The sequence below is a fragment of the Delftia sp. WSY_16 genome (genome assembly GCF_043104415.1).
GTDB classification, from domain to species: Bacteria; Pseudomonadota; Gammaproteobacteria; order Burkholderiales; family Burkholderiaceae_C; genus Comamonas; species Comamonas tsuruhatensis.
Genome location: NZ_JBICKS010000040.1, coordinates 78273 through 103532, shown reverse-complemented (window position 1 = coordinate 103532; position 25260 = coordinate 78273). Strand labels below are relative to the sequence as shown.

22 protein-coding genes are annotated in these 25260 nt (G+C 64.5%); 11 read left to right on the top strand and 11 right to left on the bottom strand.

Going from position 1 to position 25260, the window contains the following annotated elements:
- Positions 1–880 precede the first annotated feature (880 nt).
- From ACF8O7_RS20225 to ACF8O7_RS20215, 3 genes are read left to right on the top strand one after another with little or no spacing between them, the layout of a single operon-like run.
- Entirely contained in the window at positions 881–1489 is a 609-nt protein-coding gene (locus ACF8O7_RS20225) for a peptidoglycan recognition family protein (RefSeq protein ID WP_016446773.1), read from the top strand.
- Between the two features lie 3 nt (positions 1490–1492).
- Positions 1493–1960, top strand: a complete 468-nt coding sequence (locus tag ACF8O7_RS20220) for a hypothetical protein (protein ID WP_016452892.1) — start codon at positions 1493–1495, stop codon at positions 1958–1960.
- Positions 1961–2004: 44 nt separating this feature from the next.
- Positions 2005–3309 carry a hypothetical protein gene (locus tag ACF8O7_RS20215; protein ID WP_392444105.1) on the top strand — a complete coding sequence of 435 codons (1305 nt, stop codon included), beginning with the start codon at positions 2005–2007 and terminating at the stop codon, positions 3307–3309.
- 58 nt (positions 3310–3367) lie between these two features.
- Here the strand turns inward: ACF8O7_RS20215 and ACF8O7_RS20210 are convergent, their stop codons facing one another.
- From ACF8O7_RS20210 to ACF8O7_RS20200, 3 genes are all read right to left on the bottom strand, one after another.
- Positions 3368–3871 carry a flavodoxin family protein gene (locus ACF8O7_RS20210; protein ID WP_016446770.1) on the bottom strand — a complete coding sequence of 168 codons (504 nt, stop codon included), beginning with the start codon at positions 3869–3871 and terminating at the stop codon, positions 3368–3370.
- A gap of 43 nt (positions 3872–3914) precedes the next feature.
- Positions 3915–6248, bottom strand: a complete 2334-nt coding sequence (locus tag ACF8O7_RS20205; protein WP_280047913.1) for a TonB-dependent receptor — start codon at positions 6246–6248, stop codon at positions 3915–3917.
- 192 nt (positions 6249–6440) lie between these two features.
- The gene (locus tag ACF8O7_RS20200; RefSeq protein ID WP_016452896.1) at positions 6441–7775 is read right to left on the bottom strand and encodes a sigma-70 family RNA polymerase sigma factor; all 1335 of its coding nucleotides are present in this window, start codon (positions 7773–7775) and stop codon (positions 6441–6443) included.
- Between the two features lie 32 nt (positions 7776–7807).
- Here ACF8O7_RS20200 and ACF8O7_RS20195 point away from each other — a divergent pair, with 32 nt between their 5' ends.
- Entirely contained in the window at positions 7808–8149 is a 342-nt protein-coding gene (locus tag ACF8O7_RS20195; RefSeq protein WP_250438517.1) for a hypothetical protein, read from the top strand.
- Between the two features lie 16 nt (positions 8150–8165).
- Here ACF8O7_RS20195 and ACF8O7_RS20190 read toward each other — a convergent pair whose 3' ends face one another.
- Complete coding sequence (locus ACF8O7_RS20190) at positions 8166–9065, bottom strand: LysR family transcriptional regulator (protein ID WP_046987936.1); 900 nt, start codon at positions 9063–9065, stop codon at positions 8166–8168.
- A 201-nt stretch (positions 9066–9266) separates the two neighbouring features.
- On the opposite strand from ACF8O7_RS20190, the gene ACF8O7_RS20185 reads away from it, so the two are divergent.
- The gene (locus tag ACF8O7_RS20185; protein WP_154834504.1) at positions 9267–9878 is read left to right on the top strand and encodes a glutathione S-transferase family protein; all 612 of its coding nucleotides are present in this window, start codon (positions 9267–9269) and stop codon (positions 9876–9878) included.
- A 46-nt stretch (positions 9879–9924) separates the two neighbouring features.
- The gene (locus ACF8O7_RS20180) at positions 9925–12000 is read left to right on the top strand and encodes a pyridoxamine 5'-phosphate oxidase family protein (RefSeq protein WP_280047912.1); all 2076 of its coding nucleotides are present in this window, start codon (positions 9925–9927) and stop codon (positions 11998–12000) included.
- An 86-nt stretch (positions 12001–12086) separates the two neighbouring features.
- Here the strand turns inward: ACF8O7_RS20180 and ACF8O7_RS20175 are convergent, their stop codons facing one another.
- Positions 12087–13118 (bottom strand): AAA family ATPase, encoded by a 1032-nt coding sequence (locus ACF8O7_RS20175; RefSeq protein ID WP_280047911.1) that lies wholly within the window; start codon positions 13116–13118, stop codon positions 12087–12089.
- A 149-nt stretch (positions 13119–13267) separates the two neighbouring features.
- On the opposite strand from ACF8O7_RS20175, the gene ACF8O7_RS20170 reads away from it, so the two are divergent.
- The 5 genes from ACF8O7_RS20170 (at position 13268) to ACF8O7_RS20150 (ending at position 16838) form a co-directional block, all read left to right on the top strand.
- Positions 13268–13966: a hypothetical protein gene (locus ACF8O7_RS20170; protein WP_199961511.1), complete on the top strand. Its 699-nt coding sequence runs from the start codon at positions 13268–13270 to the stop codon at positions 13964–13966.
- Positions 13967–13980: 14 nt separating this feature from the next.
- On the top strand, positions 13981–14214 hold the full coding sequence (locus tag ACF8O7_RS20165) for a hypothetical protein (RefSeq protein WP_016452903.1): 234 nt from the start codon (positions 13981–13983) through the stop codon (positions 14212–14214).
- A gap of 166 nt (positions 14215–14380) precedes the next feature.
- Entirely contained in the window at positions 14381–14845 is a 465-nt protein-coding gene (locus ACF8O7_RS20160) for a GNAT family N-acetyltransferase (RefSeq protein WP_043790368.1), read from the top strand.
- Between the two features lie 554 nt (positions 14846–15399).
- A complete protein-coding gene (locus ACF8O7_RS20155; protein ID WP_280047910.1) occupies positions 15400–16329 on the top strand; it encodes a hypothetical protein in 930 nt (309 codons plus the stop codon).
- A gap of 38 nt (positions 16330–16367) precedes the next feature.
- Positions 16368–16838: a hypothetical protein gene (locus ACF8O7_RS20150; RefSeq protein WP_227468589.1), complete on the top strand. Its 471-nt coding sequence runs from the start codon at positions 16368–16370 to the stop codon at positions 16836–16838.
- Positions 16839–16908: 70 nt separating this feature from the next.
- Here the strand turns inward: ACF8O7_RS20150 and ACF8O7_RS20145 are convergent, their stop codons facing one another.
- From ACF8O7_RS20145 to ACF8O7_RS20120, 6 genes are all read right to left on the bottom strand, one after another.
- Positions 16909–18753 (bottom strand): acyl-CoA dehydrogenase, encoded by a 1845-nt coding sequence (locus ACF8O7_RS20145; RefSeq protein ID WP_126312198.1) that lies wholly within the window; start codon positions 18751–18753, stop codon positions 16909–16911.
- Between the two features lie 108 nt (positions 18754–18861).
- The gene (locus ACF8O7_RS20140) at positions 18862–20037 is read right to left on the bottom strand and encodes an acetyl-CoA C-acyltransferase (RefSeq protein ID WP_016446755.1); all 1176 of its coding nucleotides are present in this window, start codon (positions 20035–20037) and stop codon (positions 18862–18864) included.
- Between the two features lie 59 nt (positions 20038–20096).
- A complete protein-coding gene (locus ACF8O7_RS20135; RefSeq protein ID WP_280047909.1) occupies positions 20097–22208 on the bottom strand; it encodes a 3-hydroxyacyl-CoA dehydrogenase NAD-binding domain-containing protein in 2112 nt (703 codons plus the stop codon).
- A 150-nt stretch (positions 22209–22358) separates the two neighbouring features.
- A complete protein-coding gene (locus ACF8O7_RS20130) occupies positions 22359–23054 on the bottom strand; it encodes an ABC transporter ATP-binding protein (RefSeq protein ID WP_016446753.1) in 696 nt (231 codons plus the stop codon).
- Between the two features lie 10 nt (positions 23055–23064).
- Complete coding sequence (locus ACF8O7_RS20125; protein WP_047470244.1) at positions 23065–23892, bottom strand: ABC transporter ATP-binding protein; 828 nt, start codon at positions 23890–23892, stop codon at positions 23065–23067.
- 3 nt (positions 23893–23895) lie between these two features.
- Positions 23896–25260, bottom strand: coding sequence for a branched-chain amino acid ABC transporter permease (locus ACF8O7_RS20120; RefSeq protein WP_016446752.1), 1365 nt, complete (start codon positions 25258–25260; stop codon positions 23896–23898).

Here is a 25260-nt window from a genome sequence, read left to right as displayed (position 1 = left end):
TCTGAACCTTCTTGGTGACCACCGGGTTCCAGGCAAAAGCCAATACTTATAAAGGCCCGTCCATGTTCTGCCTGAAGCGAAATCCCCCGTCTGAGGCCGCGTGCTGCGCGGCGCCGCCGCCCTTGCCTCTTGCTCGCCGCCATGATGCTGGACAAGCTGCCCCTTCTGCCCAGGATCGCTGCTTTAATGGCGCCCAATGGCTGCTGTCCGGACGTTCTGCGCGCTGGCTGATGGGTCTTCTTCAAACCTGTTAGCAAGACGACTGCAAAAGCTCAGGCCCGGATGCAACTTCCCGGCCTGCGAAAGCGTCCTTGACAGACTGGATATCAGGTACCGGCACCATATCCAGGACTGCACCTGCGGCTTGCAAGGCGAAATTTATCTAATACAACTAGACGTGAACCGACAATAGGTTGTTTGCAGATTTGAGCCTGGACATCAGGACGACGCCTCCGATGTCGCTGTGCAATCTCTGCCTGTTGTAGGTGCTGCCAGATAGAAAAGGCATTAGTCCACTCGGCTGAGTTCAGGTACGCCCAGCCATAGTCTCATTCGCGAAGCATCCACTGAATGAACTTCTCGACCTTGCCATTGGTCTGCTGCCGGCGCATCCAATTGCGGCGCTTTCATGGGTCACCGCGCAGGCCGGTGCACTTCGCTGCCGCTGGGCGTGACGGAATGCAGGACATTTCTGCGATTCATCAATCCTTCATGAACCCAAGTCAATTGTTTCAACATATTTCAATCAACAAAGTCTGTCGTACATTTCGAATTATTTCTATCTAATAAACCTGTATGCTGTGCCGGTTTTCCAGCCAGCCGCAACCAACCAGTCGGAATAAAGAGGGAGAAATAATTGGCCACTATCGAAAAAGGATTGATGGTAGACAAAAGCGTCGAAGTCAAGACCTATCCGTCCATAGAGCACGGCGCTTTGCTGTCCGTCACATCCATCGTGCTGCACCGCACTGACTCGTCCACAGCCGCCAGCGTGCTCAATGCCTACAAGAGCGGCCAGAAGACGGGGGCGCACTTTCTGATCGAGAAGGACGGCAAGATCTACCAGACGGCCAGCCTTGAGCGCATCTGCTGGCATGTGGGAATTCTTCAGCCGCGCTGCGTCAACGAGAGCACCTGCGATCCCACGGAACTCAAGAACATCAATGCCCTGCTGCACCAAAAGGGCCTGAGCTTCAGCAAGCGGGCCAAGAATGTGTCATCGCACGAGAACACAAAGGCCTATCCGTTGCGTTATCCGGCCAACAGCGACTCCGTGGGCATCGAGGTGGTGGGCCGCTTCCTGCCATCGACCAAGGATTACGAGGCGCCCACCCAATCGCAGCTGTTCCAGACCAAATGGCTGACCCAGCAATTGGTGGACCACTACAAGCTCAAGCTGCTGTCCGATGTCTACTCCCACGGCGCCATTGCCCGCAAGGAAGCGACCGAAGGCGCCCAATTGCTGCGCTACATCTTCACGGGAGCCTGAGCCATGCCATCCAGCCAGCTTTTCAACAATCCCTCTCGCAGCCTGCGCATTGCCGCCTGGGCTGCCGTGATGCTGTGCCTGCATGCGCCGCTGCAGGCCTCATCTACATCCACATCCACGCCCACGCACAAACACGCGGCCAAGGCGGCGCCCATTTCCGTCATCGGCCCGGTCACCCGTTCCGTAGGCACGGGCGAGACCATGGGCTGCGAGAAAGTCAGCCTGGACGCCACCGACGTGGCCCGCTATTTCGCGACGGCAAAGCAAGTCTCGGCTGGCAGCTTCCACGAGGAATCCATCATCCTGCCCTGCAGTTTCAGCGGACGGCTGCTGCGCTCGGGCAAGGTCTATGAATGGAACATCAACGCCGCCGGCGCCGGCTACCTGCGCAGTGAAGATGGTGAACAGGACCTGCGCTACCTGTGCCGCAAGGCCTGCGAGAAGGCATTGCCGCAGTTGACGGGGCTTTGACCTGTTGTTCAGACATTGTCTGCACGGGCGTCTTATCGCTCCCATTGAGTGGTGCCACATCCTCCTGTCAAACACAGCGGATACGATGGCGCCTCCCACAATATTCCCAACAGACCATGGAACGACTGATTTCCCAAGGAATGCATGCCTTCAGCCAGGGCGACCACGCGCGAATGCATGCGCTATGGTCTGGCACCACGGTTTTCAGCCATCTGGACAATGAAGCGATTGCCAGCCTCTTGGCCAGCATTCAGGCCACTGCCGAATCAGGCCAGGGTAGCGAATGGTCATGGCTGATGCTGTGCCTGGTGTATCTCGATTCCAGTGACCAATTCACCGAGGACCGCGGTATGGCATTGCGCCAGGTCGGCGAATGGGCGCAGCGCGCACTGGCAATGTCACCAGGCAATGCCTATGGACACCGCTATTTGGGCAGTGCCCACTATTGGCTGGACGAACCCGAGCCCGCGCTGGCCGCCTACCGCAAGTCTCATGCCTTGCAGCCCCAGGTGGACTTGCAAGCCCGCATTTTCGAGATGGAGCATGCCGTGCCCTGGCGCAGCATCTTTTCCTATCCCGAGTTGGCTGATAGCCCGGCGGCACCCGACTACTACACGGCCGGCGTGACCGTGGGCAAGTGGAAGCGCCCCGACACGGATGCAGCGGCCCTGCAGGAAATCGAGCGCCTGCAGACCACACTCTACGAACGCTGTCTGGAGCGCTTCGCCAGCGCCGGCACGCCGGCAAACGGCCAGGAGGCCGCGCCCGCCGCGCTGGACATCCACACCTATGCCATGTGCTGCAACAACCTGGGCGTGCTGTACAACGCGCAGGAACAGTACGAGCAGGCGGCCGCCGTCCTCGAAGCCGGGCTGCAGCAGACCTGTTTCCGGGCCCTGCTGGAAAACCTGCGCCATGCCTATCGGCAACTGGGGAACCGCAAGCAAGCCACCGACCTGTCCCTGCTGCTGATGGAGGACTACGCGCTTGATACCGGCCTGTATCTGGACTGCGCGCAGACCGCATGCGCCTATCTCAACGAGACCAGCCACCACCAGGACGTCCTCGACATCGTGGCCGAAGCCGAGCGCCGCTATGCGCAGCTTTCGTCTCAGCAACAGCAAGCGCCATGGGAAGTTCGCAGCATGAGCTTCGTTCATGCGCACAAGGTCACCGCCCTCAGGGCCCTGGGCCAGCTCAAGGCCTCGCACCTTCAGCCTGAACTGGTCGAGATCGCCCTGCGCCACGATCCGGACGATGCCCAATTGCTCGGCATACGCGCCCACATGCAGGGAGCCCGGCAGCAGGTGGGTGGAAAAGGCGGATTCTGGTCGCGCCTGTTCGGCTGAGCCACACCGGGCGACCGGGCCACCAAGAAATGTAGGGCACCCAAGATGCTGGCAACCCTCAAAAGACTCCCAGCGCCAGCCCGGCCCCCATCGCCTCCCCCAACGCCCGGCACTGCTCCAGCTCAGCTGAGGCAATCCGCTTGGGTGCCAGGATGGCTTCGGTGGTCTGGGCGTGGGTGCAGATGATCAGGGGCTCGGCCACGGGCTTGAGGCGCCAGCCGGTGGCGATGCGGGCGATCTGGCGGGCGGCATTCTGGCCGTCGCTGCCGGCGCAGATGAGGCTGGCATAGGGCCGGCCGTTGATGCGGTCCAGCGCCGCGTAGTAGCTGCGGTCGAAGAAGTCCTTGAGCTGGCCGCTGATGGCGGCCAGGTTTTCCGGGGTGGCGAAGAGGTAGCCGTCGGCGGACAGCACATCGTCGGGGCCTGCCTCGCAGGCGTGCAGCAGGCGCACCTGCACGCCCTGGCCTTCGGCCGCTGCGCCGTCGCGCGCGGCCTCGGCCATCTGGCGGGTGCCGCCGGTCATGGAGTGGTAGACGATCAGCAGGGTCTTGCTTGCGTTCATGCCTCAAGCATAGAGCGCGGCCCGCCCAGCCACCGCGCCGACCTCAGAAATCCATCGATGCCGACACCACGAAGGTGCGCGGAATCATCGGCGAGACGGCACCCCAGGACGTGACACCGGCCCAGGCCTTGCGGTCGGCCACGTTCTGCACCGTGGCGCGCAGCGTGGTCTTGCGGCCCGCGATGCGGGTGGCATAGCGCAGGCCCAGGTCGGTGCGTGTCCAACCCGGGATGCGCAGGCGGTTGGCCTGGTCCACGAACTGGGCGCCGGTGTAGGCCAGGTCGCCGACCAGGGTCAGGCCCTCAAGGGCGGGCACATCCCATTCCACGCCCAGGTTGGCCAGCAGGCGCGAAGTGCCGATGGGCCGGTTGCCCACCAGCGCAGGCGTGGCCGAGCGCGTGATCTCGGGCTTGAGCCAGGTCACGCCACCGAGCAGGCGCAGGCCGCGTGCGGCCTCGCCGTAGGCATACAGCTCCATGCCCAGGTTGCGCTGCTCGCCGTTGGTCTTGTAGACGCCCTGGTCCAGGCCACCGCTGGGTTTTTCAATGCTGAACAGGGCGGCCGTGGCCATGAAGCTGCCGAAGTCGTACTTGCTGCCCACTTCGTACTGGCGGCTCTTGTAGGGGCGCAACACCTCGCCGTAGTTGCTGGCGGCGGGCGGCGCAATGTCGCCCTTGCTCAGGCCTTCGATGTAGTTGGCGTAGAGGCTCCAGTTGGGCGCCTGGCGCCAGACCACGCCCACGGCGGGCGTGGTCACGCTCTCGTCGTAGACATTGGCGGCGCCGCCCGTGAGCACGTTGTAGTTGGTGGACTTGATGGCCTGGTGGCGCAGGCCCAGCGACAGTTGCAGCCTGTCCTGCAGCAGCGAGAGCGTGTCCACCAGGGCCAGGCTGGTGTTGCGGTTGTCATGAATGCGCGGAATGGCCGAAGGCCGCGCAATGCTTTGCGGCGCATGGGCAACAGGCGCATAGATGTTGGACGCCACCGCCGAGCCCGCCTGCAGCGCACGGTGGAAATCCTCGCGGTAGCTGGCCAGCTGCAGCGTGACCGAATGCTTGACACCGGCCAGCGCAAAGCGCGAGCGCAGGCCTGCGTCGATGGTGCTGCGGTCCACGTCGAACACCGCATAGGTGGGCGTGATGCTGGTGGCACCCGCAGCACTGGTCAGGCGCGGGGCGGAGTCATAGATGCGGTCCACATTGGCGCGCGACTGGCCGATGTTGGCGAACAGCGTGAGCTGCTGCGTGAGGTCCAGCTCGGTGCGCAGCAGCACGGCGCGCTCGCGATTCCTGGACCATTCCCAGGGCTGGGTCACGTTGAGTGTGCCGTCGGGCGCAGCAGGCATGGAGGAGAGCCCCGTGGGCATGATGGGCCGACCCACGCCGTCGATGCGCTCGTCCTGCGAGAGCAGGTCCAACGTGGCGCGGAAGCGCTCCACCTCGTAGTCCAGCGCCACGGCCAGCACATGGCCGTCGGTGCTTTGATGGTCCATGGACGTATCGCCGCCGTACTTGCTGGCGTTCACACGGATGCCGTACTGGGCCTCGTCGCCAAAGCGCCGGCCCACGTCGGCATGGGCACGCCAGAGGCTGTCCGAAGTCCAGCCCGTGGTCAGCCGCGCCACATCTTCATTGGCGCGCTTGGGAGCGATGTTGATCACGCCGCCCACCGAGCCGTTGGGCGACATGCCGAACAGCAGCGCGCCCGGCCCCTTGACCACCTCGATGCGGTCCACGTATTCGGTGCGCACGCGGTAGTTGGGGGCAATGCCGTAGATGCCGTCAAAGGCGATCTCGCCCGAGTTGCCCTCCCAGATCGGAAAGCCCCGGATATAGAGGTTGTCCACGTTGCCGCCCGGCAGCACGGTGTAGCGCACGGAAGGGTCGCGGTTCACCGCCTCGGCAATGGTGCCGGCCTGCTGGTTGCGCACGGCCTCGGACGTGTAGCTGGTGGTGCTGAACGGCGCCTGCATGTTGCCGGTATTGCCCAGCACGCCCAGGCGCACGCCCTTGGCCACCTGCCCGCCGGCGTAGGGTGCGGGCAGCAGGCTCACATACTGGTCACCGGCCGTCACGGTGATCTCGGACAGGCGGTGCGCATTCTCAGGCGCGTTGGCCGCAGCGGGAAGCAGCGTCAGCGTGCCGCCCTCGATGCGGCCCTGCAGGCCGCTGCCCTGCAGCAATGCCGCCAGGCCCTGGCGCACATCGTGGCTGCCGTTGAGCGCCGGGGCCTGCCGGCCCTGCACCAGTTCGGAGGAGTAGGTGAGCTGCAGCCCCGCCTGGCGCGCAAACTGGCTCAGCGCCTGGGCCAGCGGCTGGGCCGGCACGTCGAAGGACACCGATTGCGCGGCGGCCAACTGCAGTTGCAGGCCCAGCACCAGGCCTGCACATGCATGAAAAACCGCTGTGCGGCGGAGGCGGAGGCGGAGGCGGAATCGGAATCGGGAGGACTTGGGAGCGGACATAAGGACTTTCTGGAAGACAGGCTCATTGCGAATCGCCGGCACAGGCAGGACGCCCGGCCTTTCATATGCAAATACGAGTCACTCCCAAAAACCCTGAAAAAAACTTCACGGCTCCGCGCGCCCGCCGCGCCGCGCAATCCGCAGCCCGCCGTCGTCCAGCACGCTGACCTGCACCGGCGCGAACTGCGGCAGCCCGCGCAGCCAGCGCTCGGTCTGGGCAATGCGCACATGGCCGCTGATGGCCAGTTGCGCCGCGCCCTCCTCCACCACCAGGCGGCGCCGCGTGTAGCGGCCCAGACGGTGCACGACGCGGCCCAGCGGTTCCTGCTCGAAGACCAGCTCGCCCTCGCGCCAGGCCGCGGGCCGTTGCTGGAGCTGCGGCTGCCAGGCAGCGCCATCGGCATCTCCCGCACCGCCGTCCAGGGGAATGCGCAGCGACTGGCTGTCCTGCAGCAACTGGCTGCGCCCGGTGGCCGCATGCTCCACCCGCACCTGGCCCGACTCCACCTGCACGCGCACCGCATCGGGCTCCAGTTCCACACCAAAGCGCGTGCCCAGCACGGTCACGCGCAGGGGGCCGGCCTCCACCACAAAGGGCCGTGCCGCATCGCGGGCCACGGCAAAGAAGGCAGCGCCTTCCAGCAGCTGTGCCTGTCGCAGGTCGGCACGGTAGGTCAGCGCCACGCGGCTGGCGGCATCCACGCGCAGCACGCTGCCATCGGGCAGCTCCAGGCTGCGCTGCACGCCCGTGGCGCTGGCCAGTTCACCTTGCCACAGCACGCGGCGGCTCCACATCTGCCAGGCGGGCCAGGCCGCGCAGGCCATGCCGGCCACGCCCAGCAGTGCGCCAAGGGCACGCCGCCGCCGCTTTCTGGAAGAGGCCTGCAAGCCCGCATCCACCCCGCCGCGCCAGCGCAGCAAGGCGGCTTCCAGGCAGGCATCGGCCTGCATCAGGTCACGCTCCACGGTGTTCAGGGAGACCTGCAGGCGCCGGGCGATGTCGGCCTGCCGCTCGCCATGCAGGCGGTGGGCCAGCAAGGCGGCCTGCATGCGCTCGGGCAGGTCTGCAATCGTGCGCTCCACCACAGCCAGTGCCTGCCGGTACATGGCTCGGTCGGCCACATCGCCTTCGGCCTCGGGCTGCAATTGCGCCCAGTCGTCCATGCAGCGCTGCTGCGCACCGCGCTGGCGCAGCCTGTCTATCGCCAGATGCTTGGCCGTGGCAAACAGGTAGGCCCGCGCGGCTTCGAGCGTGGGCGAGCTGCCATCGGGCAGCTGCGGCGGCGCATCGGCCAGGCGCAGCCAGGTTTCCTGGGCCAGCTCCTGCGCCTCATCACGGCTGCCGGTCTTGCCGGCCAGATAGGACACCAATTGCTGCTGGCAGGCACAGAAAAGCTGGTGCCAGCGCGCAGCGGTCCAGGAAGCGGAAGGGGTGGGCATGGCCGGGGGGAGGTGATGAATCGATAACGAGAATGACTATCATTCTAGTTTTGTTTGATCCAGGCAGGCCCGGCGGACTGGCCATCGAAGGCAAACTGTCCACCCATCAACATCCGGACCACATGCCCATGATCTTCCTGGCGATCACATCTACCGGCTTGGCACAGGCACTTCTCGCCGCCACCGAAAATGACTCCGTCTGGTGCGGCAGCGATGCGATTTCCGAGGCCGACTACGCCGCCCGACAATGGCCCAACCTCAGCCGCTTTGCCTACTCGCTGGAGGACCGCGTTTTGATCGACGATGCCGTGTCCACCATTGAGGAGCACCATCCGGGGCAGACGATCTGGGTCGAGGCCACGGCCGTGCGGTAGCGAAGTCTCGGCCCCGCTACCACTTCAACGCCGCCACCCGCAGCGCATCCACCGCCATATCGATGAACGCCCGCACGCGGTGTGCGGCGTGCCGTCCTTCCCTGTGCACTACATGAATCGGTAGCGGCGGCCGCTCGAAGGGCTCCAGCACCAGGCGCAGTGCGCCGTCCTGCACGGGTTTGGCGATCTGGTAGAGCGGCAGGCGCGTGATGCCTTGCCCGGCCAGGGCGCAGTCTGCCGCAGCCTCGTTGGTCATGGACATGAGGCGCGGCTGCAGGCGCACGGCCAGGGCCTTGTCGCCTTCGAGAAACCGCCATTCGGGCGTGGAGGTGAGGCCGGATGCGGTGATGGTGGTGTGCTGCGCAAGCTCCTCGGGCCGCTGGGGCACGCCGTGGCTGGCCAGGTATGCGGGCGAGGCGCATAGCACCTGTCGCACGCTGCCCACGCGGATGGCCTGCAGCGAGGAATCGGGCAGATCGCCGATGCGCACGGCCACGTCCACGCCCTCGTCCACCAGGCTGACCACGCGGTCCACAAACCAGCAGTTGACGTCCACCTCAGGAAACCGGCCCAGGTAGTCGTGCACCACGGGCAGCACGTGCATGCGCCCGAAGTTCACGGGCGCCGTGAGCGTGAGCCGGCCACGCGGTGCGGCGTGGGCGCTGGCGGCATGCTCGTCGGCCTCTTCCAGCTCGGCCAGGATGCGGCGGCAGCTGTCGGCGTAGGCCGTGCCGGCCTCGGTCACGCGCACGAAGCGTGTGGTGCGCGTGAGCAAGCGCACGCCCAGGCGCTCCTCCAGGTCGGAAACCGCGCGCGTCACCACCGAAGGCGAGACCTTGAGCCGACGTGCAGCCGAGGCGAAGCCGCCCGTGTCCACCACTGCGAGAAATGCCGTCATGGACTGGAAGCGATCCATCTGTGCCTGCCTTGTCTGTGTCGTGTATCTGCCCGGCTGCGAGCGGCCCGCGCAGGACTGCCCAGGTTTGTGCCGGCGCTTTGTTCGCGTTCCCGCAAGAGTGACTTGCCGTCGCCGGGGATTCTAAAGATGCGGACGGAGAAGGAGGATACGTCCCGTGGCGCCGACAACCGGCGCCTTCACCACCCCCAAGGAACCGCAATGAAGCTCTACCACTTTCCCCTGTCCGGCCACGCCCATCGCGCCCGCCTCTTCCTCGGCCTGCTGGGCGTGGAGCATGAGTTGGTCCACGTGGATCTGGCCAACGGCGCGCAGAAGAAGCCCGAGTTCCTGGCGCTGAACCCGCTGGGCCAGGTGCCGGTGCTGGATGACAACGGTACGGTGATTGCCGACTCCAACGCCATCCTGGTCTACCTGGCGCGCAAGCTGGACCGCCAGGACTGGATGCCCCTGGGCGCCCGGGCCGAGGCCGAGATCCAGAAATGGCTGAGCATCGCCGCCGGCCCCATTGCCTTCGGCCCGGCGGCGGCCCGGCTGGTCACGGTGTTCAAGGCCTCCTTCCAGGCCGCGGAAGTGATAGCCCGCGCCCACGCCATCCTCGGCAAGATCGAGGCGCAATTGACCACTCGCCCCTTTCTCACCGGCAGCGCGCCCACGATTGCCGACGTGGCCCTGTACAGCTACATCGCCAGCGCGCCCGAGGGCAATGTGGACCTGCAACCCTACCGCGAGGTGCGCGCCTGGCTGGGCCGCATCGAGGCGCTGCCGGGCTTCGTGGCATTCGCCCAGACACCGGCCGGCCTGCGGGCCTGAGTGCCTGAGCCACACCTCACCTGAAACCCCGGCAAAGGAGCGCACCATGCACCCGCAACCCCTGCAAAACCCCGCCTCGCCCTGGCATGCGGGCGAACTGGCAATCCAGCACAGCGTTGGCGTCGTGGACCGCATGGACATGCCGGGCCGCAAGTTTGTGCGCCCCTTCCTGCTGGACCAGCACCGCGAGTTCTACCCGCTGCTGCATTTCGTGGTGCTGGGCAGCGTGGATGCGCAAGGCGATGCCTGGGCCACGGTACGGGCCGGCGAGCCGGGCTTCCTGCGCTCTCCCGATCCATCGACCCTGCATGTGGCGGCGGGCCGTGATGCGGCCGACCCGGCCGAGCCGGGCCTGGCCGATGGCCATGCCGTGGGCCTGCTGGGCATGGACCCCATGACGCGCCGGCGCAACCGGCTCAACGGCACCGTGCGGCGCAAGACAGGCGTTGATGGGGCGGGCGTCTTCGACATCAGCGTGGTCCAGAGTTTCGGCAACTGCCCGCGCTATATCCAGAACCGCAGCGTCCGGTTTGTCCGGCCTGCCGGGGAGCCTACGCAGGTGCCGGCGGTCGAACTGGCATCGCTGGACCCGCGCGCACAGGCCCTGATTACGCAGGCGGATACGTTCTACGTGGCGTCCTACGTTGATGGGGAGGATGGCCTGCGCCAGGTCGATGTCTCCCACCGTGGCGGCAAGCCGGGCTTTGTGCGGATCGACGCCGATGGAACGCTGACCATCCCCGACTTCTCGGGCAACCTGTTCTTCATGACCCTGGGCAACTTCCTGGTCAATCCCAAGGCGGGCCTGCTGTTCATCGACTCCGAAACCGGGGAAATGCTGCAGATGACGGGCGAGGCCAGCGTCATCCTTGACTCCCCGGAAATCGCCGCCTTCGAGGGCGCCGAGCGCCTGTGGACCTTCAAGCCCCGCCGCATCGTGCGCCGGCCCGACGCCCTGCCGCTGCGCTGGAGCATGGCGGCCGACAGCTGGTCGCCCCACCTGCAGATGACCGGAAGCTGGGCCGATGCCAGCCAGCGCCTGGCCGCCGCCCGGCTGGGGCGGCAGTGGCGACCGTTCCGGGTGGCGCAGGCCGTGGATGAGAGTTCCACCATCCGCTCGCTCTACCTGGAGCCGACCGATGGCATGGCCACGGTGGCCCCCCTGGCCGGCCAGCACCTGCCGCTGCGCCTCACGCTGGCGGACGGCAGCCATCTGCAGCGCACCTATACGCTGTCGCTGGCGCCTTCGGACGGGCGCTTGCGCATCAGCGTCAAGAGGCAAGGCCGCGCATCCAGCCATCTGCATGGCCTGAAGCCCGGCGATCTGGTCGAGGCCCGCCCGCCCGCTGGCAGCTTCACCGCCGATGCGGCCCTGCGCCGCCCCGCCGTGCTGCTGGCCGCGGGCATAGGCATCACGCCCTTGCTGGCCATTCTGCGCCACATCGTCCACGAAGGCCGGCGCACCCGCAGCCTGCGGCCCACCTGGCTGTTCCAGGCGGCTCGCACGCGCAGCGAACGGGCCTTTGACACGGAGATTGCCGAACTGGTGAAGGCCGGCAATGCCGAGGTGCACTGGGTGCGAACGCTCAGCCAGCCCGGCACGGCAAAGGCCGGCCGCGACTACGACCATGAGGGCCACATCGACATGGCCCTGTTGAAAGCCACCCTGCCCTGGGACGACTACGACTTCTACCTCTGCGGCCCGGACGCCTTCATGCAGGCCGCCTATGACGGCCTGCGCGAACGCAATGTGCCCGACGAGCGCATCCACGCAGAAGCCTTCGGTCCCTCGGCCCTGAAGCGCTCCGTGGCAGGCGCAGCACCCGCCGCCAAACTGCCTGCACCCGCCACACAGCCTGTCCGCATCATCTTTGCCGACTTGGCCAAGGAAGCGCGCTGGAAGCCCGGCGACGGCAGCCTGCTCGAAGTGGCCGAGGCGCGAGGCCTGGAGCCCGCCTTCGGCTGCCGGGGCGGCAGCTGCGGCGACTGCCGCACGCGTGTGCTGCAGGGCGGGGTGACCTATGCCTCGCCACCCTCCTTCGCCGTGCCAGCGGGCGAGGCCCTGATCTGCTGCGCCGTGCCTGCGCAGGGGACGGGGGAGGCTTTGCATCTGGCGTTGTGAGGAGCCTGTCTCTGCGCGCTTTCCACATCAGGACATACCGACGGCAAAAGGCACATCAGCGATTGCTGCCCAATGCCTCGCTGCATCTAGCTTTCTATCTGGACGAGTATCGATTCATCAAGCTCTATGACTTCAAACAGGCCCTGACCCCGCTCATAGACCTCCCCTGACAGGAACCGAACCACTTTCTGGCCGATGTGCATGCACATCTCCACGACAAAGCCATCTGCATCCCGGCGCATGTCTTTTATCCGCACAAGACCCAAGGGCAACTCAGCCAGCAGTCGGTCACGGTAACCAATGGATGCAGGCACGCCGGGACCCGACTCAGACGCCTCTGGAGTCACAAGGTACAGGCCGTGAAACCCGCTGCCATCGTCGATACGGGAAAGCAATGACCAGACACGTCCGTCCATCAGTTGGATCCAAATCTCGATGAACTGGAGATAGGGCACCTGCGGATGGCTCCAGACTGCTTCGCCAGGTACCCAGTGATGCCGACCTGATTCATCCATATCCCAGCGGCCGCCTACGGCCAACGCCATCTCGCAAGCTCGCCAGCCCACAATCACCTGCTGGTCGAGATCCTGAAAGGACGGGAACTGGCGCGGCCCCATGGGCTGGATGGAGCTCCCGGGGGCCGGCTCGTTGTCGTCGATATGGACTACCGCGAACCCTTCCTGCTCACTCGGCGGCTCGAACATGGCAAACACGCTGCGAATGGCCTGCTCCGGCACTTGGTGATCGGCTCGCCGCTGCGTGTTCCTCCGCAAGGCGGTCTGCAAATCGGCTTTGAGCCAAATACAGACTACGGGCACGCCATGTGATCTGGCGATCTGAATGGCACGCTCACGATGCACCGTCTTCGGAAGGGCGGCATCAAAGAACACCGCATCACCACCCAACGCTGCGGCGTTCTGTTGAATCCAGCTGCTCTTTCCTGCAGCTTGCACCCCCACCACCACATAGAGCTTGGTCGCGGGCGAGCTGGCAGACAGTGCTTTGTCCAAGTCCCGGTACGCCAACTCCCATGCGGCAGCACTGCGTTCCGGGGTGAACAGGCGCCCTTGTTCGGTTTCCAGATAGTGGTCTGGATTGATGTGCTTTGTAGTGTCCATGGTGAGCTGCAAGATTCTGGATCACTGTAGCTGGGCACGGCGCCGTACCGTCCGCAGACAAACGAACCCGCCATGCAAAACGGCCTTGATCGATACACTCGCTGCAATTCCTGCGCCCTCGTACACGCCGCAAATCCAAAGCCCTGCCCATGCAACTCACCAACTGCCTGCTCCGCCTGTCGCCCTTGGTCCTCACCTGCCACATCGGCCTGGCCTGCGCACAGATCACCACGCCCTCAGCAGGCACCTATGTGCGCAAGGGCGGGGGTGGCGATCTGGTGGTGCGGGCCAATGGCAAGTTCCATATCCAGACCGTCGGTGCCAACGGCCATACCTGTGAGCTGGAAGGCACCATCACCAACGGCCGGGCCAGGATGGCGAATTCGGCCTGCGCCGTGGACTTCACGCCTGCAGGCCAGCGCGTAGGCGTCGACACGGCCACCGCCGAGGCATGCCGGGACTTCTGCGGCATGCGGGCCTGGTTCGGTGGCGATTACCTTCGGCCCACACCCGGCTGCACGGACAAGGCCATTGCCGCATCGCGCAGAAACTTCAAGCGCGCGTACGACGCCAAGGACTACCGCCTGGCGCTGACCACGCTGGCGCCGGTGCTGCAGGACTGCGATGAGGTGCTGACCGGCGTTACCAAGGGCTGGCTGCGCAACGACCTGGCGCTGGCGCAGCTTCGCTCGGGCGACGCAGCCGCCTGCCGCCAGACCCTGGCCCCGCTGGCCGAGGAAGCCGGCAAGACGGATCAGGAACTGCGCGAGGCCTATCCACCCACCGATGCCGATGTGGTGCTGCCCATGCTCAAGGCTGCGCGCACCAATCTGCGCTTGTGCAGTTGAGCGGAGCCATCGCCATGAAAGATCCCGCATCGCCCAACGCAGGAGTCTCCGGGCATTTCCGGCGTGAGGCGAAGTGGATGCTGTGGGTGCTTGGCGTGCTGCCCTCGGCGCTTGCCTTGCTGGCAGCGTGGCTGGCGCCGCTGATCCTGAACCATGTGGAGAAAGACAAATGCCTGAAAGCTGGAGCACAGATCTCCAGGCAAACCGGCAGGTGCGAAAGCACTGAACAGGCGCCCCTGAAGGAGTGACTTGCGGGCTATACCGTTGCCAGCCTGGCGCACGACGATGCCCTGTGCTTGGGCATGGTGCCCATGCTGTAGCGGATCGGCGGCGGCCCGGGCGTCTTGCCCTATCCTTGTGCGCTTTCATTCCAACTGAGCAGCGCCCTTGAACAGGGCTTGACCCCTTGCCCCCATGACCGATATCCGCCCCGCCCACTTTCCCGAAGACCTCGACGCTGTGGTCCGCATCTTCCGGGAATACGTGGCCAGCCCCACCGTGAGCCTGGACTTCCAGGACTTCGAGACCGAGTTCGCCGCCCTGCCCGGCAAGTACGCCGCACCCGAGGGCTGCGTGCTGCTGGCCTGGAAAGACGGCCAGCCCGTGGGCTGCGCCGCCCTGCGCCAGGTGGATGCGCAGACAGGCGAAATGAAGCGCGTCTACGTGCGCCCCACGGTACGCGGCGAGAACCTGGGGCGCCGCCTGGTGGAAGGCATCCTGGACGCCGCACGGCATGCGGGCTACACCCGCATCTGCCTGGACGTGCTGCCCGAGTTCCAGGCTGCGCAGCGGCTGTATGAAAACCTGGGTTTTGTGGATGCGGAACCGGTGAGCTTCAATCCCGTGCCGGGCACGCGTTATCTCGGACTGGATCTTTGAGGCATGCGCCCTCCGGCAGGCGGCCTTCAGCGCCTGCAAGGCTTCCGATGCGCTGACACCCGGTCCCTGAGTCCTCGTCTGCAAGCATTCGGCACGATAAGTCCCTAGCCCATACCCCGGTCCAACAGCCTGCCCGCAAGCGCAGCGGCGGTACGGACCACCTCTCCCCGCCTCCTTCACCGCAAATGCCCGTGGCCGAGCCGGGCAGCCTGCGCTTGTGCCCCGTGAATACCGCCCATGGCGAATGGCGCTGCCTGGGACCAAACGCTCATTGGCAGCATCTCTATTCACCTGGCATTTCAAACCTGATTTTAGGAATTGTCCTAAGGAAAATTCTGAAAATGATCTGCGGGCGACTTCTTTGATTGACCTCGTGCAGGCCATGAAATCAAATGGGGACTCTTGGCACAGCAAACATCAGAAACCCGCTTGGACACTGACAGCGGATTATTCGCCTGCTTGCAACCACTCATTTCTGTCAAATTTCCTTTATTGATCAAGGCGCATTGGGTGGAATCATCGATTCCGCTTCCGATCCAGCGTCTCCATACACCATGCCAGCCTCCATTGCCGCCACCTTCTATCAGATTGGCTATGCCGACATGCTTGCTCGCCAAATGGAGCAAAAACAGATCGATGCCATTGTGCTCACGCCACAGGAATACGCGGACATACTGAGCGACAAGGCGCGTAACAATCCTCGCCTGGCGGCCACACTCCATGCCATGCTGGCCCACAGTGCGCTTGGGCAATATTGGACACACACCGCCAGCCCGACTGCAGGCAAACCCTGGGTCGCTCCCGCCTCCCTGATGGTCAGCGACGCGTACCTGATCACCAAAACGCTGATTGCATTGGGCCTGGCCGGTGCCCGCTCCTATATCAAGACAACCGCCACAGGCACCTATATCATCATCACAGGCTACGCGGGACTTCGCCGCCAGCTGCTGCAAGGCACGCGATTCCTTGCCGCCAATCCACGCATGGTCCAGATGGGCCTGGGTATTCGCGGTCTGCAGAATGTGGCCAAGGGTGGGTTCCTTCTGAGCCTGGTGGTGGGCACCGGGATAGAGACACTGGACTTCATCTTCAATGACGAGAAGACCATGCATGATCTTGTGGGCGGGATTGGGGTGGAGGCGGCCAAGGCGGGATTGGCGACGATGGTGGGCCTTGGCTTGGGAATAAAGCTTGCAACGGCAACGTCCCTTGCAATTCTTCCTTTGGCTGCTGTGGCAGTGGCCGTACTTGTCACAGGAATTATCTTGAATCAAATAGACGATGATTTAAAAATCAAACAACATGTGATCAACATGCTACGCATTTCCACAAGCAGCATGCCTCAAGGAATATATCGAATAAATATCGACAAACTCAATCTGGAGAATCATAAAACAAATCATCAGATAGAGTATAAACTTAACGAGTGTTCCACAGAAATTTTCAAAAATGAATTTATGTGCCGCACAAATCGCAAAAACTAATCAATAAAATGTTGGACGCAAAAAAAATAAGGAAAACCTTGACTTGGGGCATCCCTTTAGATGTTTTCGTTTTTATTCTTTGCATTTGGTACATTAAGCATGCAATATTTAATGACATTAAGGATCTCGTTGAATTATCAGCATCAATAAGAATAACACCCGGAGCACCAGTCGTAGCATATTTTCCCGTAATATTGGCAGTTGGTATAATTTCTTCATTATCCAAGGCAATACCATGCAAAACATCAATTTTAAAGGTAACCGAACGCAGCTTTAACGCAACCATGCTGGCAGGATTAATAATCATGGCCTCTTGCCTTGCCCTCATAACTCCCTTGCAATACTATGCAATGCCCAAACTTGGCTATACACGCTGCAATATCCTGGAAGGGCACCCCACCATATATTTCACGGACTGGGTCAAAAACCCCGAATGGTGCGTTCGCGGAAAAACCAGGGAATGGGTCAAGGAGCAGGCCAGGCTCTCCGGCAACCTTGAAAATCCCTGAAATAAAAAAAGCGCAGACCACATGGTCCGCGCTTTTTTTGCATCCTCCGGCAGCCGTGCTGCCAACTCCCTCAGAACGCCTCTTCACTCATCTGCGCGCAAGTCATGTCGCGCTCACGCACGACCTTGAGCCAGGCGCCGATCTTCGGCAGTTCGTAGCCGAAGAAGTAGCGCATGGCGGCCATGCGGCCAGCGTTGGCGGGTTCGGCCAGGGTGGCGTCCTTGGCGAGCACGGCCAGGGACACGTCCAGCCAGGTCCAGGCCAGCACCGTGTGGCCAAAGGCCTGCATATACGGCACGGCATTGGCCAGGGCCTGCTGAGGATCGTCGGTGGCCCATGCGGCCTTGGTGGTGGCGCCGACTTCCTGCAGCGCCTTGGCCAGTTCATTGGCATGGCCGGCCAGTTCGGGCCGGGCCATGGCGCGCTGGATGGTGTCGTTGATGCGCGTGGCCAGCAGCTGCAGGCCCTTGCCGCCTTCCATGAGCACCTTGCGGCCCAGCAGGTCCATGGCCTGGATGCCGTGCGTGCCTTCGTGGATCATGTTCAGGCGGTTGTCGCGCCAGTATTGCTCCACGGGGAAGTCGCGCGTATAGCCGTAGCCGCCGTGGATCTGGATGGCCAGGGAGTTGGCCTCCAGGCAGAACTCGCTGGGCCAGCTCTTGGAGATGGGGGTCAGCACTTCCAGCAGCAGCCGGGCCTCGGCCACGGATTCGGGCGTGCCGGTGTGCTGCTCATCGACCAGGCGCGCGCAGAACAGGTTCAGCGCCAGCGCGCCTTCGCAATAGGACTTCTGCGCCAGCAGCATGCGCTTGACGTCGGCGTGCTCGATGATGCGCGACTGGGGCCGCGTGGCATCCTTGCCGGCTGCACCCGGCGCCCCCTTGATCGGCCGGCCCTGCGGGCGGTTCTGCGCGTAGTCCAGGCTGGCGTGGTAGCCCGCCATGCCCAGCATGGTGGCGGCCATGCCGATGGAGATGCGGGCCTCGTTCATCATGTGGAACATGCATTTGAGGCCCTCGCCGGGCTTGCCGACCAGGTAGCCCACGGCCCCGGCGCCGCCGCGCACGGGAAAGCGCCCTTCCCCGAAGTTCAGCAGCGTGTTGGTGGTGCCGCGCCAGCCCAGCTTGTGGTTGAGGCCGGCCAGGGCCACGTCGTTGCGCTCGCCGGTCAGCTGGCCTTCGGTGTCCACGAGCTTCTTGGGCACGATGAACAGCGAGATGCCCTTGACGCCGGGCACGGGCTTGCCGTCCGGCCCCGGGATCTTGGCCAGCACGAGGTGAACGATGTTCTCGGTCAGCTCATGATCGCCCGCGCTGATCCACATCTTGTTGCCCTTGAGGCGGTAGCGCGGGCCCAGCGCATCGCTCTCGAAGTCGGCGCCATCGGGCTCGGCACGGGTGGCTATATCGCTCAGCGAGGAGCCGGCCTGGGGCTCCGACAGGCACATGGTGCCGGCCCAGCGGCCGTTGAATTCATTGGCGGCGAAGACCTGTTTTTGCATGTCCGTGCCGTGGGCCATGATGGCGTTGGCATTGCCCGAGGTCAGCATGTTGGAGCCGATGCTGATGGAGGCCGCCGCGAAGAAGCTGTTGGCGGCCGCCTCCACCGTATAGGGCAGCTGCATGCCGCCGATGTCGTAGTCCTGGGCGGCGCTGAGCATGCCCGAGTCGGCATAGGCCTGGCGCGCATCGTGGGTGCACCGGGGCAGGATGACTTTCTCGCCATCGAACTGCGGCTCCTGCGTGTCCACGGTGCGGTTGAAGGGGGCGTATTTCTCGCGGGCGATGCGCTCGCAGGTGTCGAGCACGGCATCGAAGGTGTCGCGCGAATGGTCGGCAAAGCGCTCGCGCTCGCCCAGCGCATCGGCGCGCAGCCATTCATAGAGCAGGAAATCGATGGTGGAACGCAGGCGCATGGTGGGGTCCGGAATCAAAAAAGAAGCCGCAGGCGCCGCCAGAGGGAGCGCGTGCGGCCAACAGGAGTAACGGGAACAGGCGGTGGCGGCCGCAGCCGCCACCTGTACTTACAGCACTTCGAACACGCCGGCGGCACCCATGCCGCCGCCGATGCACATGGTCACGCAGACACGCTTGGCACCGCGGCGCTTGCCTTCGATCAGGGCGTGGCCGGTCAGGCGCTGGCCCGAGACGCCGTAGGGATGGCCCAGGGCGATGGCGCCGCCGTTGACATTGAGGCGGTCGTTGGGGATGCCCAGCTTGTCCCGGCAGTACAGCACCTGCACGGCAAAGGCTTCATTGAGCTCCCACAGGTCGATGTCCTGCACCGTCAGGCCCAGCTTCTTGAGCACCTTGGGCACGGCGAAGACGGGGCCGATGCCCATTTCGTCAGGCTCGCAGCCGGCGACGGCAAAGCCCAGGAAGCGGCCGATGGGCTTGAGATTGTTGCGCGATGCATAGTCCTCGCTCACCACCACGCAGGCGCCTGCGCCGTCGGAGAACTGGCTGGCATTGCCGGCCGAGATCACACCGCCGGGCAGCGCGGGGCGGATGCCCGAGATGCCTTCCTTGGTCGTGCCCTCGCGCACGCCCTCGTCCTTGCTGCAGGTCACTTCCTTGGTGATCAGGCCGCGCACCTTGTCGGCCACGCCCATGGTCACGGTGATGGGGGCGATCTCGGCATCCAGCAGGCCGGCCGCCTGGGCCGCGCAGGCCTTTTGCTGGCTGGCGGCGCCGTATTCGTCCATGGCGTCACGGCCGATGCCGTAGCGCTTGGCGACCTGTTCGGCGGTCTGCAGCATGCTCCAGTAGATCTCGGGCTTTTGCTTGGCCAGGGCCAGGTCCTGGATCATGTGCAGGTTCATTTCCTGCTGCACGCAGGAGATGGATTCCACGCCGCCGGCCACGTAGACATCGCCCTCGCCCGCGATGATGCGTTGCGATGCGGTGGCAATGGTCTGCAGGCCCGAGGAGCAGAAGCGGTTGATGGTCATGCCCGATGCGGTGATGGGCAGGCCGGCCTTGAGCGCGATCTGGCGCGCGATGTTCATGCCGGTGGCGCCTTCGGGGTTGGCGCAGCCCATGATCACGTCATCGACGGCGGCGGGGTCAACGCCTGCGCGCTGCACGGCGTGCTGCACGGCATGGCCGCCCAGCGTGGCGCCATGGGTCATGTTGAAGGCACCCTTCCAGCTCTTGGCCAGGGGGGTGCGGGCGGTGGAAACGATCACGGCGGATGTCATGGATATTCCTTGTATGGCGGGTTTGCGGTGGTTCGCAAAAAGTTCGTGCGCCGCACGTCTCAGCTGAATTGCTTGCCTTCGGCCGCCAGCTTCGCCAGCAGCGGGGCCGGCTGCCAGAAATCGGCGTCGTCGTTGGGGTTCCTGGCGAAGCGGTTCATGGCCTGGACCACGTTGAACAGCCCGACCTCGCCCGCGTAGTGCATGGGGCCGCCGCGCCAGATGGGAAAGCCGTAGCCGGTCAGGTAGACCATGTCGATATCGCCCGACTTGCCGGCGATGCCGTCTTCCAGGATGTGGGCGCCTTCGTTGACCAGGGCGAAGACCAGGCGCTGGACGATTTCCTCATCGGAGATCTTGCGCGGGGTGATGCCCAGCTCCTTGCGATGCGACTCGATCATCTGGTTGACCAGCTCGGACGGGATGGCGTCGCGCTTGCCCGCCTGGTAGTCGTACCAGCCCGCACCGGTCTTCTGGCCGAAGCGGCCCAGCTCGCACAGCTTGTCGGCCGTGCGGCTGTACTTCATGTCGGCGCGCTCGACAGCGCGGCGCTTGCGGATGGCCCAGCCGATGTCGTTGCCGGCCAGATCGCCCATGCGGAACGGGCCCATGGCGAAGCCGAACTTCTCGATGGCCTTGTCCACCTGGGCGGGCGTGGCGCCTTCGTCCAGCAGGAAGCCGGCCTGGCGCGAGTACTGCTCGATCATGCGGTTGCCGATGAAGCCGTCGCACACGCCCGAGACCACGGCGGTCTTCTTGATCTTCTTGGCCAGCTTCATCACGGTGGCCAGCACGTCCTTGGCGGTGTGCTTGCCGCGCACCACTTCCAGCAGTTTCATCACGTTGGCGGGGCTGAAGAAGTGCATGCCCACCACGTCCTGCGGGCGCTTGGTGAAGGCGGCGATCTTGTCCACGTCCAGCGTGGAGGTGTTGGAGGCCAGGATGGCACCAGGCTTGGCCACCTCGTCCAGTTGCTTGAACACGGTTTCCTTGACGCCCAGTTCCTCGAACACCGCCTCGATGATGAGGTCAGCGTTCTTGAGCGCGTCATACGACAGCGTGGTGCTCAGCAGGGCCATGCGCTGGTCGTACTTTTCCTGGGTGAGCTTGCCCTTCTTGACCTGGGCTTCGTAGTTCTTGCGGATGGTGGCCACGCCACGGTCCAGCGCTTCCTGCTTGGTCTCCAGGATGGTCACGGGGATGCCCGCGTTCAGGAAGTTCATGGAGATGCCGCCGCCCATGGTGCCCGCACCGATGACGCCCACGGTCTTGATCTCGCGCACTGGCGTGTCCGAGGGCACGTCGGCGATCTTGGAGGCCGCGCGCTCGGCCATGAACAGGTGGCGCAGCGCGCGCGACTCGGGCGACCACATCAGTTGCATGAAGGCTTCGCGCTCCAGGGCCATGCCTTCGTCGAACTTCTTGCGCGCGGCGTTCTCCACCGTGTCCACGCAGCGGGCCGGGGCCGGGTAGTTCTTGGCCATGCCCTTGACCATGTTGCGTGCGAACTGGAAGTAGGCGTCGCCCTGGGGATGCTTGCAAGGCAGGTCGCGCACGCGCGGCAGCGGACCACCCGCCGCGTGCTTGTCGGCCACTTCCAACGCAAAGGCCTTGGCCTCGTCCAGCAGGGTTTCAGCCGAAGCGGCCATCTTGTCGAACAGCTTCTGGCCGGGGATGGAGGCCAGCAGCTCGCTCTTGACCGGCTCGCCGCTGACGATCATGTTCAGCGCGGTCTCCACGCCCAGCACGCGCGGCAGGCGCTGCGTGCCGCCTGCACCGGGCAACAGGCCCAGCTTGACTTCAGGCAGGGCCACCAGGGTGCCGGGAGCGGCCACGCGGTAGTTGCAGCCCAGCGCCAGCTCCAGCCCGCCGCCCATGCAGACGGTATGGATGGCGGCCACCACGGGCTTGCTGCCCTGGTCCAGGGAGTTGATCAGCGAGACCAGGTGCGGCTCGCGATACGCCTCTTCCTTGCCGAACTCGTTGATATCGGCACCGCCCGAAAAAGCCTTGCCGGCGCCCGTGATGACGATGGCCTTGACGGCTGGGTCGGCGTACGCCTTGTCCAGCCCCTCGACGATGCCCCGCCGCGTGGATAGTCCCAGGCCGTTGACCGGCGGATTGTTCAAGGTGATGACGGCGATGGCACCGTCCACTTTGTATTCAGCAGTCATGCTGTTGTCCCCTATGCGATAGAAAAAGAACGATCGTGCGATTTTGATTGTAAAAAAAACGCGGGCCGGCGCCACTGCGGTTTGTCCCAAGCGGGACAAGCGCCGTGGTCCGGGCCGCCTGCCGGGCAGCATGCCCAGCCTTGTACGGCATCAGACCTCCAGCCACTCCTTGCGCACCTTCTGATCGGCGCGCAGCCCGTCGGGCGTGCCGTCGAAGACGATGCGCCCATGACCCATGACCAGGGCCCGGTCCGAGATGCTCATGGCAATGGTGAGCTTTTGCTCGATCAGCAGCACGGACACGCCGCGCTGCTTGATCTTTTGCAGGTACTCGCCCACCAGCTCGACGATCTTGGGAGCCAGGCCCTCGGTGGGCTCGTCGATGATGATCAGGTCCGGGTCGCCCATCAGCGTGCGGCACAGGGTCAGCATCTGCTGCTCGCCGCCCGACATCACGCCGGCCTCGGTGTGCTGGCGCTCCTTCAGGCGCGGGAACATGGCGTACATGTCGTCGAAGCCCCAGCGGCTGTCCCGGCCCTTTCCCTTCTGTCCCAGCAGCAGGTTCTGGTGCACGGTGAGATTGGGGAACACGTCGCGGCTCTCGGGCACGTAGCCCAGGCCCAGGTGAGCGATCTCGTAGGCCTTTCTGCCAGTCAGGCTCTGGCCCTTCCACTCCAGCGCGCCCTCCCAGTGCACCAGTCCCATGATGGCCTTGGCCGTGGTGGAGCGGCCCGAGCCATTGCGCCCCAGCAGCGCGACGATCTCGCCGGGCTGTACGGAAAATTCCACGCCATGCAGCACATGGCTTTTGCCGTAGTAGGCATGCAGGTTGTTGATGTTCAGCATCCGCGCTCCCTCAATGTGCACCAGCTTGTTGATCCGCCACGGACGAGCCCAGATAGGCCTCCTGCACGCGTGGATTGGCACGCACGGCCTCGGGCGTGTCGTAGGCGATGACTTCGCCGTAGACCACGACGGCGATCTTGTCGGCCAGGCCGAAGACCACGCCCATGTCGTGCTCCACGGTCAGCAGGGTCTTGCCTTCGGTGACCTTCTTGATCAGCTGGATGAAGTGGGCCGTTTCGCTGTTGCTCATGCCGGCCGTGGGTTCGTCCAGCAGGATGACGCCGGCGCCGCCGCCGATGGTGATGCCGATCTCCAGCGCGCGCTGTTCGGCATAGGTGAGGTTCACCGCCAGCGTGTCGCGCTTTCTGTGCAGGCCGATCATCTCCATCAGCTCATCGGCGCGGGCGTTGGCATCGCGCAGCTTGGACAGGAAGCGCCAGCAGCTGTAGCGGTAGCCCAGGCTCCACAGCACGCTGCAGCGCAGGTTCTCGAACACGCTGAGCTTGGGAAAGATGTTGGTGATCTGGAAACTGCGCGACAGCCCCATGCGGTTGATTTCATAGGGCTTCTTGCCGTCGATGCGCTGGCCGTTGAGCAGCACCTGGCCGCTGGTGGGCTCGAAGCGGCCGCTGATCAGGTTGAACAGGGTGCTCTTGCCCGCGCCGTTGGGGCCGATGATGGCCACGCGCTCGCCCGGCTTCACGGCCAGTTGGGCGCCGCGGATGATCTCGGCCTTGCCGAAGCGCTTGTACAGGTCGCGCAGCTCCAGCGCGTAGGTGGCCTCGCCGGTCGCGGCAGGGGCGGCAGTGCCTGGTCGTTCGATTGCAATGCTGGACATGGTTCAGCCCTCCCCGCGCTTGATGGCTTCTTCGATCTCTTCCTGGATACGCTCCCAGCGCCGCAGGCACCAGCGCCGGGCCACTTCCAGCAGGCCCAGGCCCACGACGAAGACGGCAACGGCCAGAGTCCAGGTGGAGGCCGAGCTGGTATCGAGCTGCACGCCCATGAACGAGACCTGGGAACCCAGGGCCGCGTTGAGCTGCAGGTGGTAGATCATCTCGACGATGGCGGCGCCGCCCACGATCATGACCAGGGCGCTGGCGGCGATGGCCAGGTAGGGCTGGGCCAGCCGGCGCCACTTGCCGAAGCGCGCCACGCGCAGGTTCATCATGATCAGGCTGGCAACGCCACCGGGCGCATACATCACCATCAGCAGGAACACCAGACCCAGGTACAGCAGCCAGGCCTTGGTCAGCTCCGACAGCAGCACCGAGGCCAGCACCAGCAGCACGGCGCCGATGATGGGTCCGAAGAAGAAGGTGGCGCCGCCCAGGAAGGTGAACAGCAGGTACGAGCCCGAGCGCATGACGCTCACGCTGTCCATGGCCGTGATGATCTCGAAGTTGATGGCCGCAAGCCCTCCGCCCACGCCCGCGAAGAAGCCCGCGATGATGAAGGCGAAGTAGCGCACGCGCTGCGTGTTGTAGCCCACGAACTCCACGCGCTCGGGGTTGTCGCGCACGGCGTTGAGCATGCGCCCCAGCGGCGTGCCCGTGAAGGCGAACATGGCGGCCGTGCAGACGAAGCAGTAGGCGGCGATCAGGTAGTACACCTCCATGCCCGAGCCGAAGGTCAGCCCGAAGAAGGGCTTGCCGTAGACGCGGTCGGTGGTGATGCCGCCCTCGCCCCCGAAGAACTCGGGGAACATCAGCGCCATGGACGCCACCAGCTCGCCGATGCCCATGGTGATCATGGCGAAGGTGGTGCCCGACTTCTTGGTGGTCACATAGCCCAGCAGGGCCGCGAAGAACATGCCGCCCAGGCCGCCGATGACGGGAATCAGCACCAGCGGAATGCCCCAGTCGCCGGAGCTGGCCCGGTTCATCGCATGGATGGCGATGAACGAGCCCAGCCCCGTGTAGACCGCATGGCCGAAGCTCAGCATGCCGCCCTGCCCCAGCAGGATGTTGTAGGACAGGCAGATGATGATGAGATAGCCGATCTGGCTGAGCATGGTCAGCGCCAGGCTGCTGGTGAACACCAGCGGCGCGACGATCAGCGCCAGGGCGAAGGCGCCCCAGATCAGGATGCGGCCGATGTTGAGCGGCTGGAAGCTGTAGTGGCGCCCCGCGCCCGCAGCCCCTGAAGCGCCCGAAGCGCCTTTTGCGGCAGTGGATGTCATGGTCGTTTTGGTGATCGAGGACAT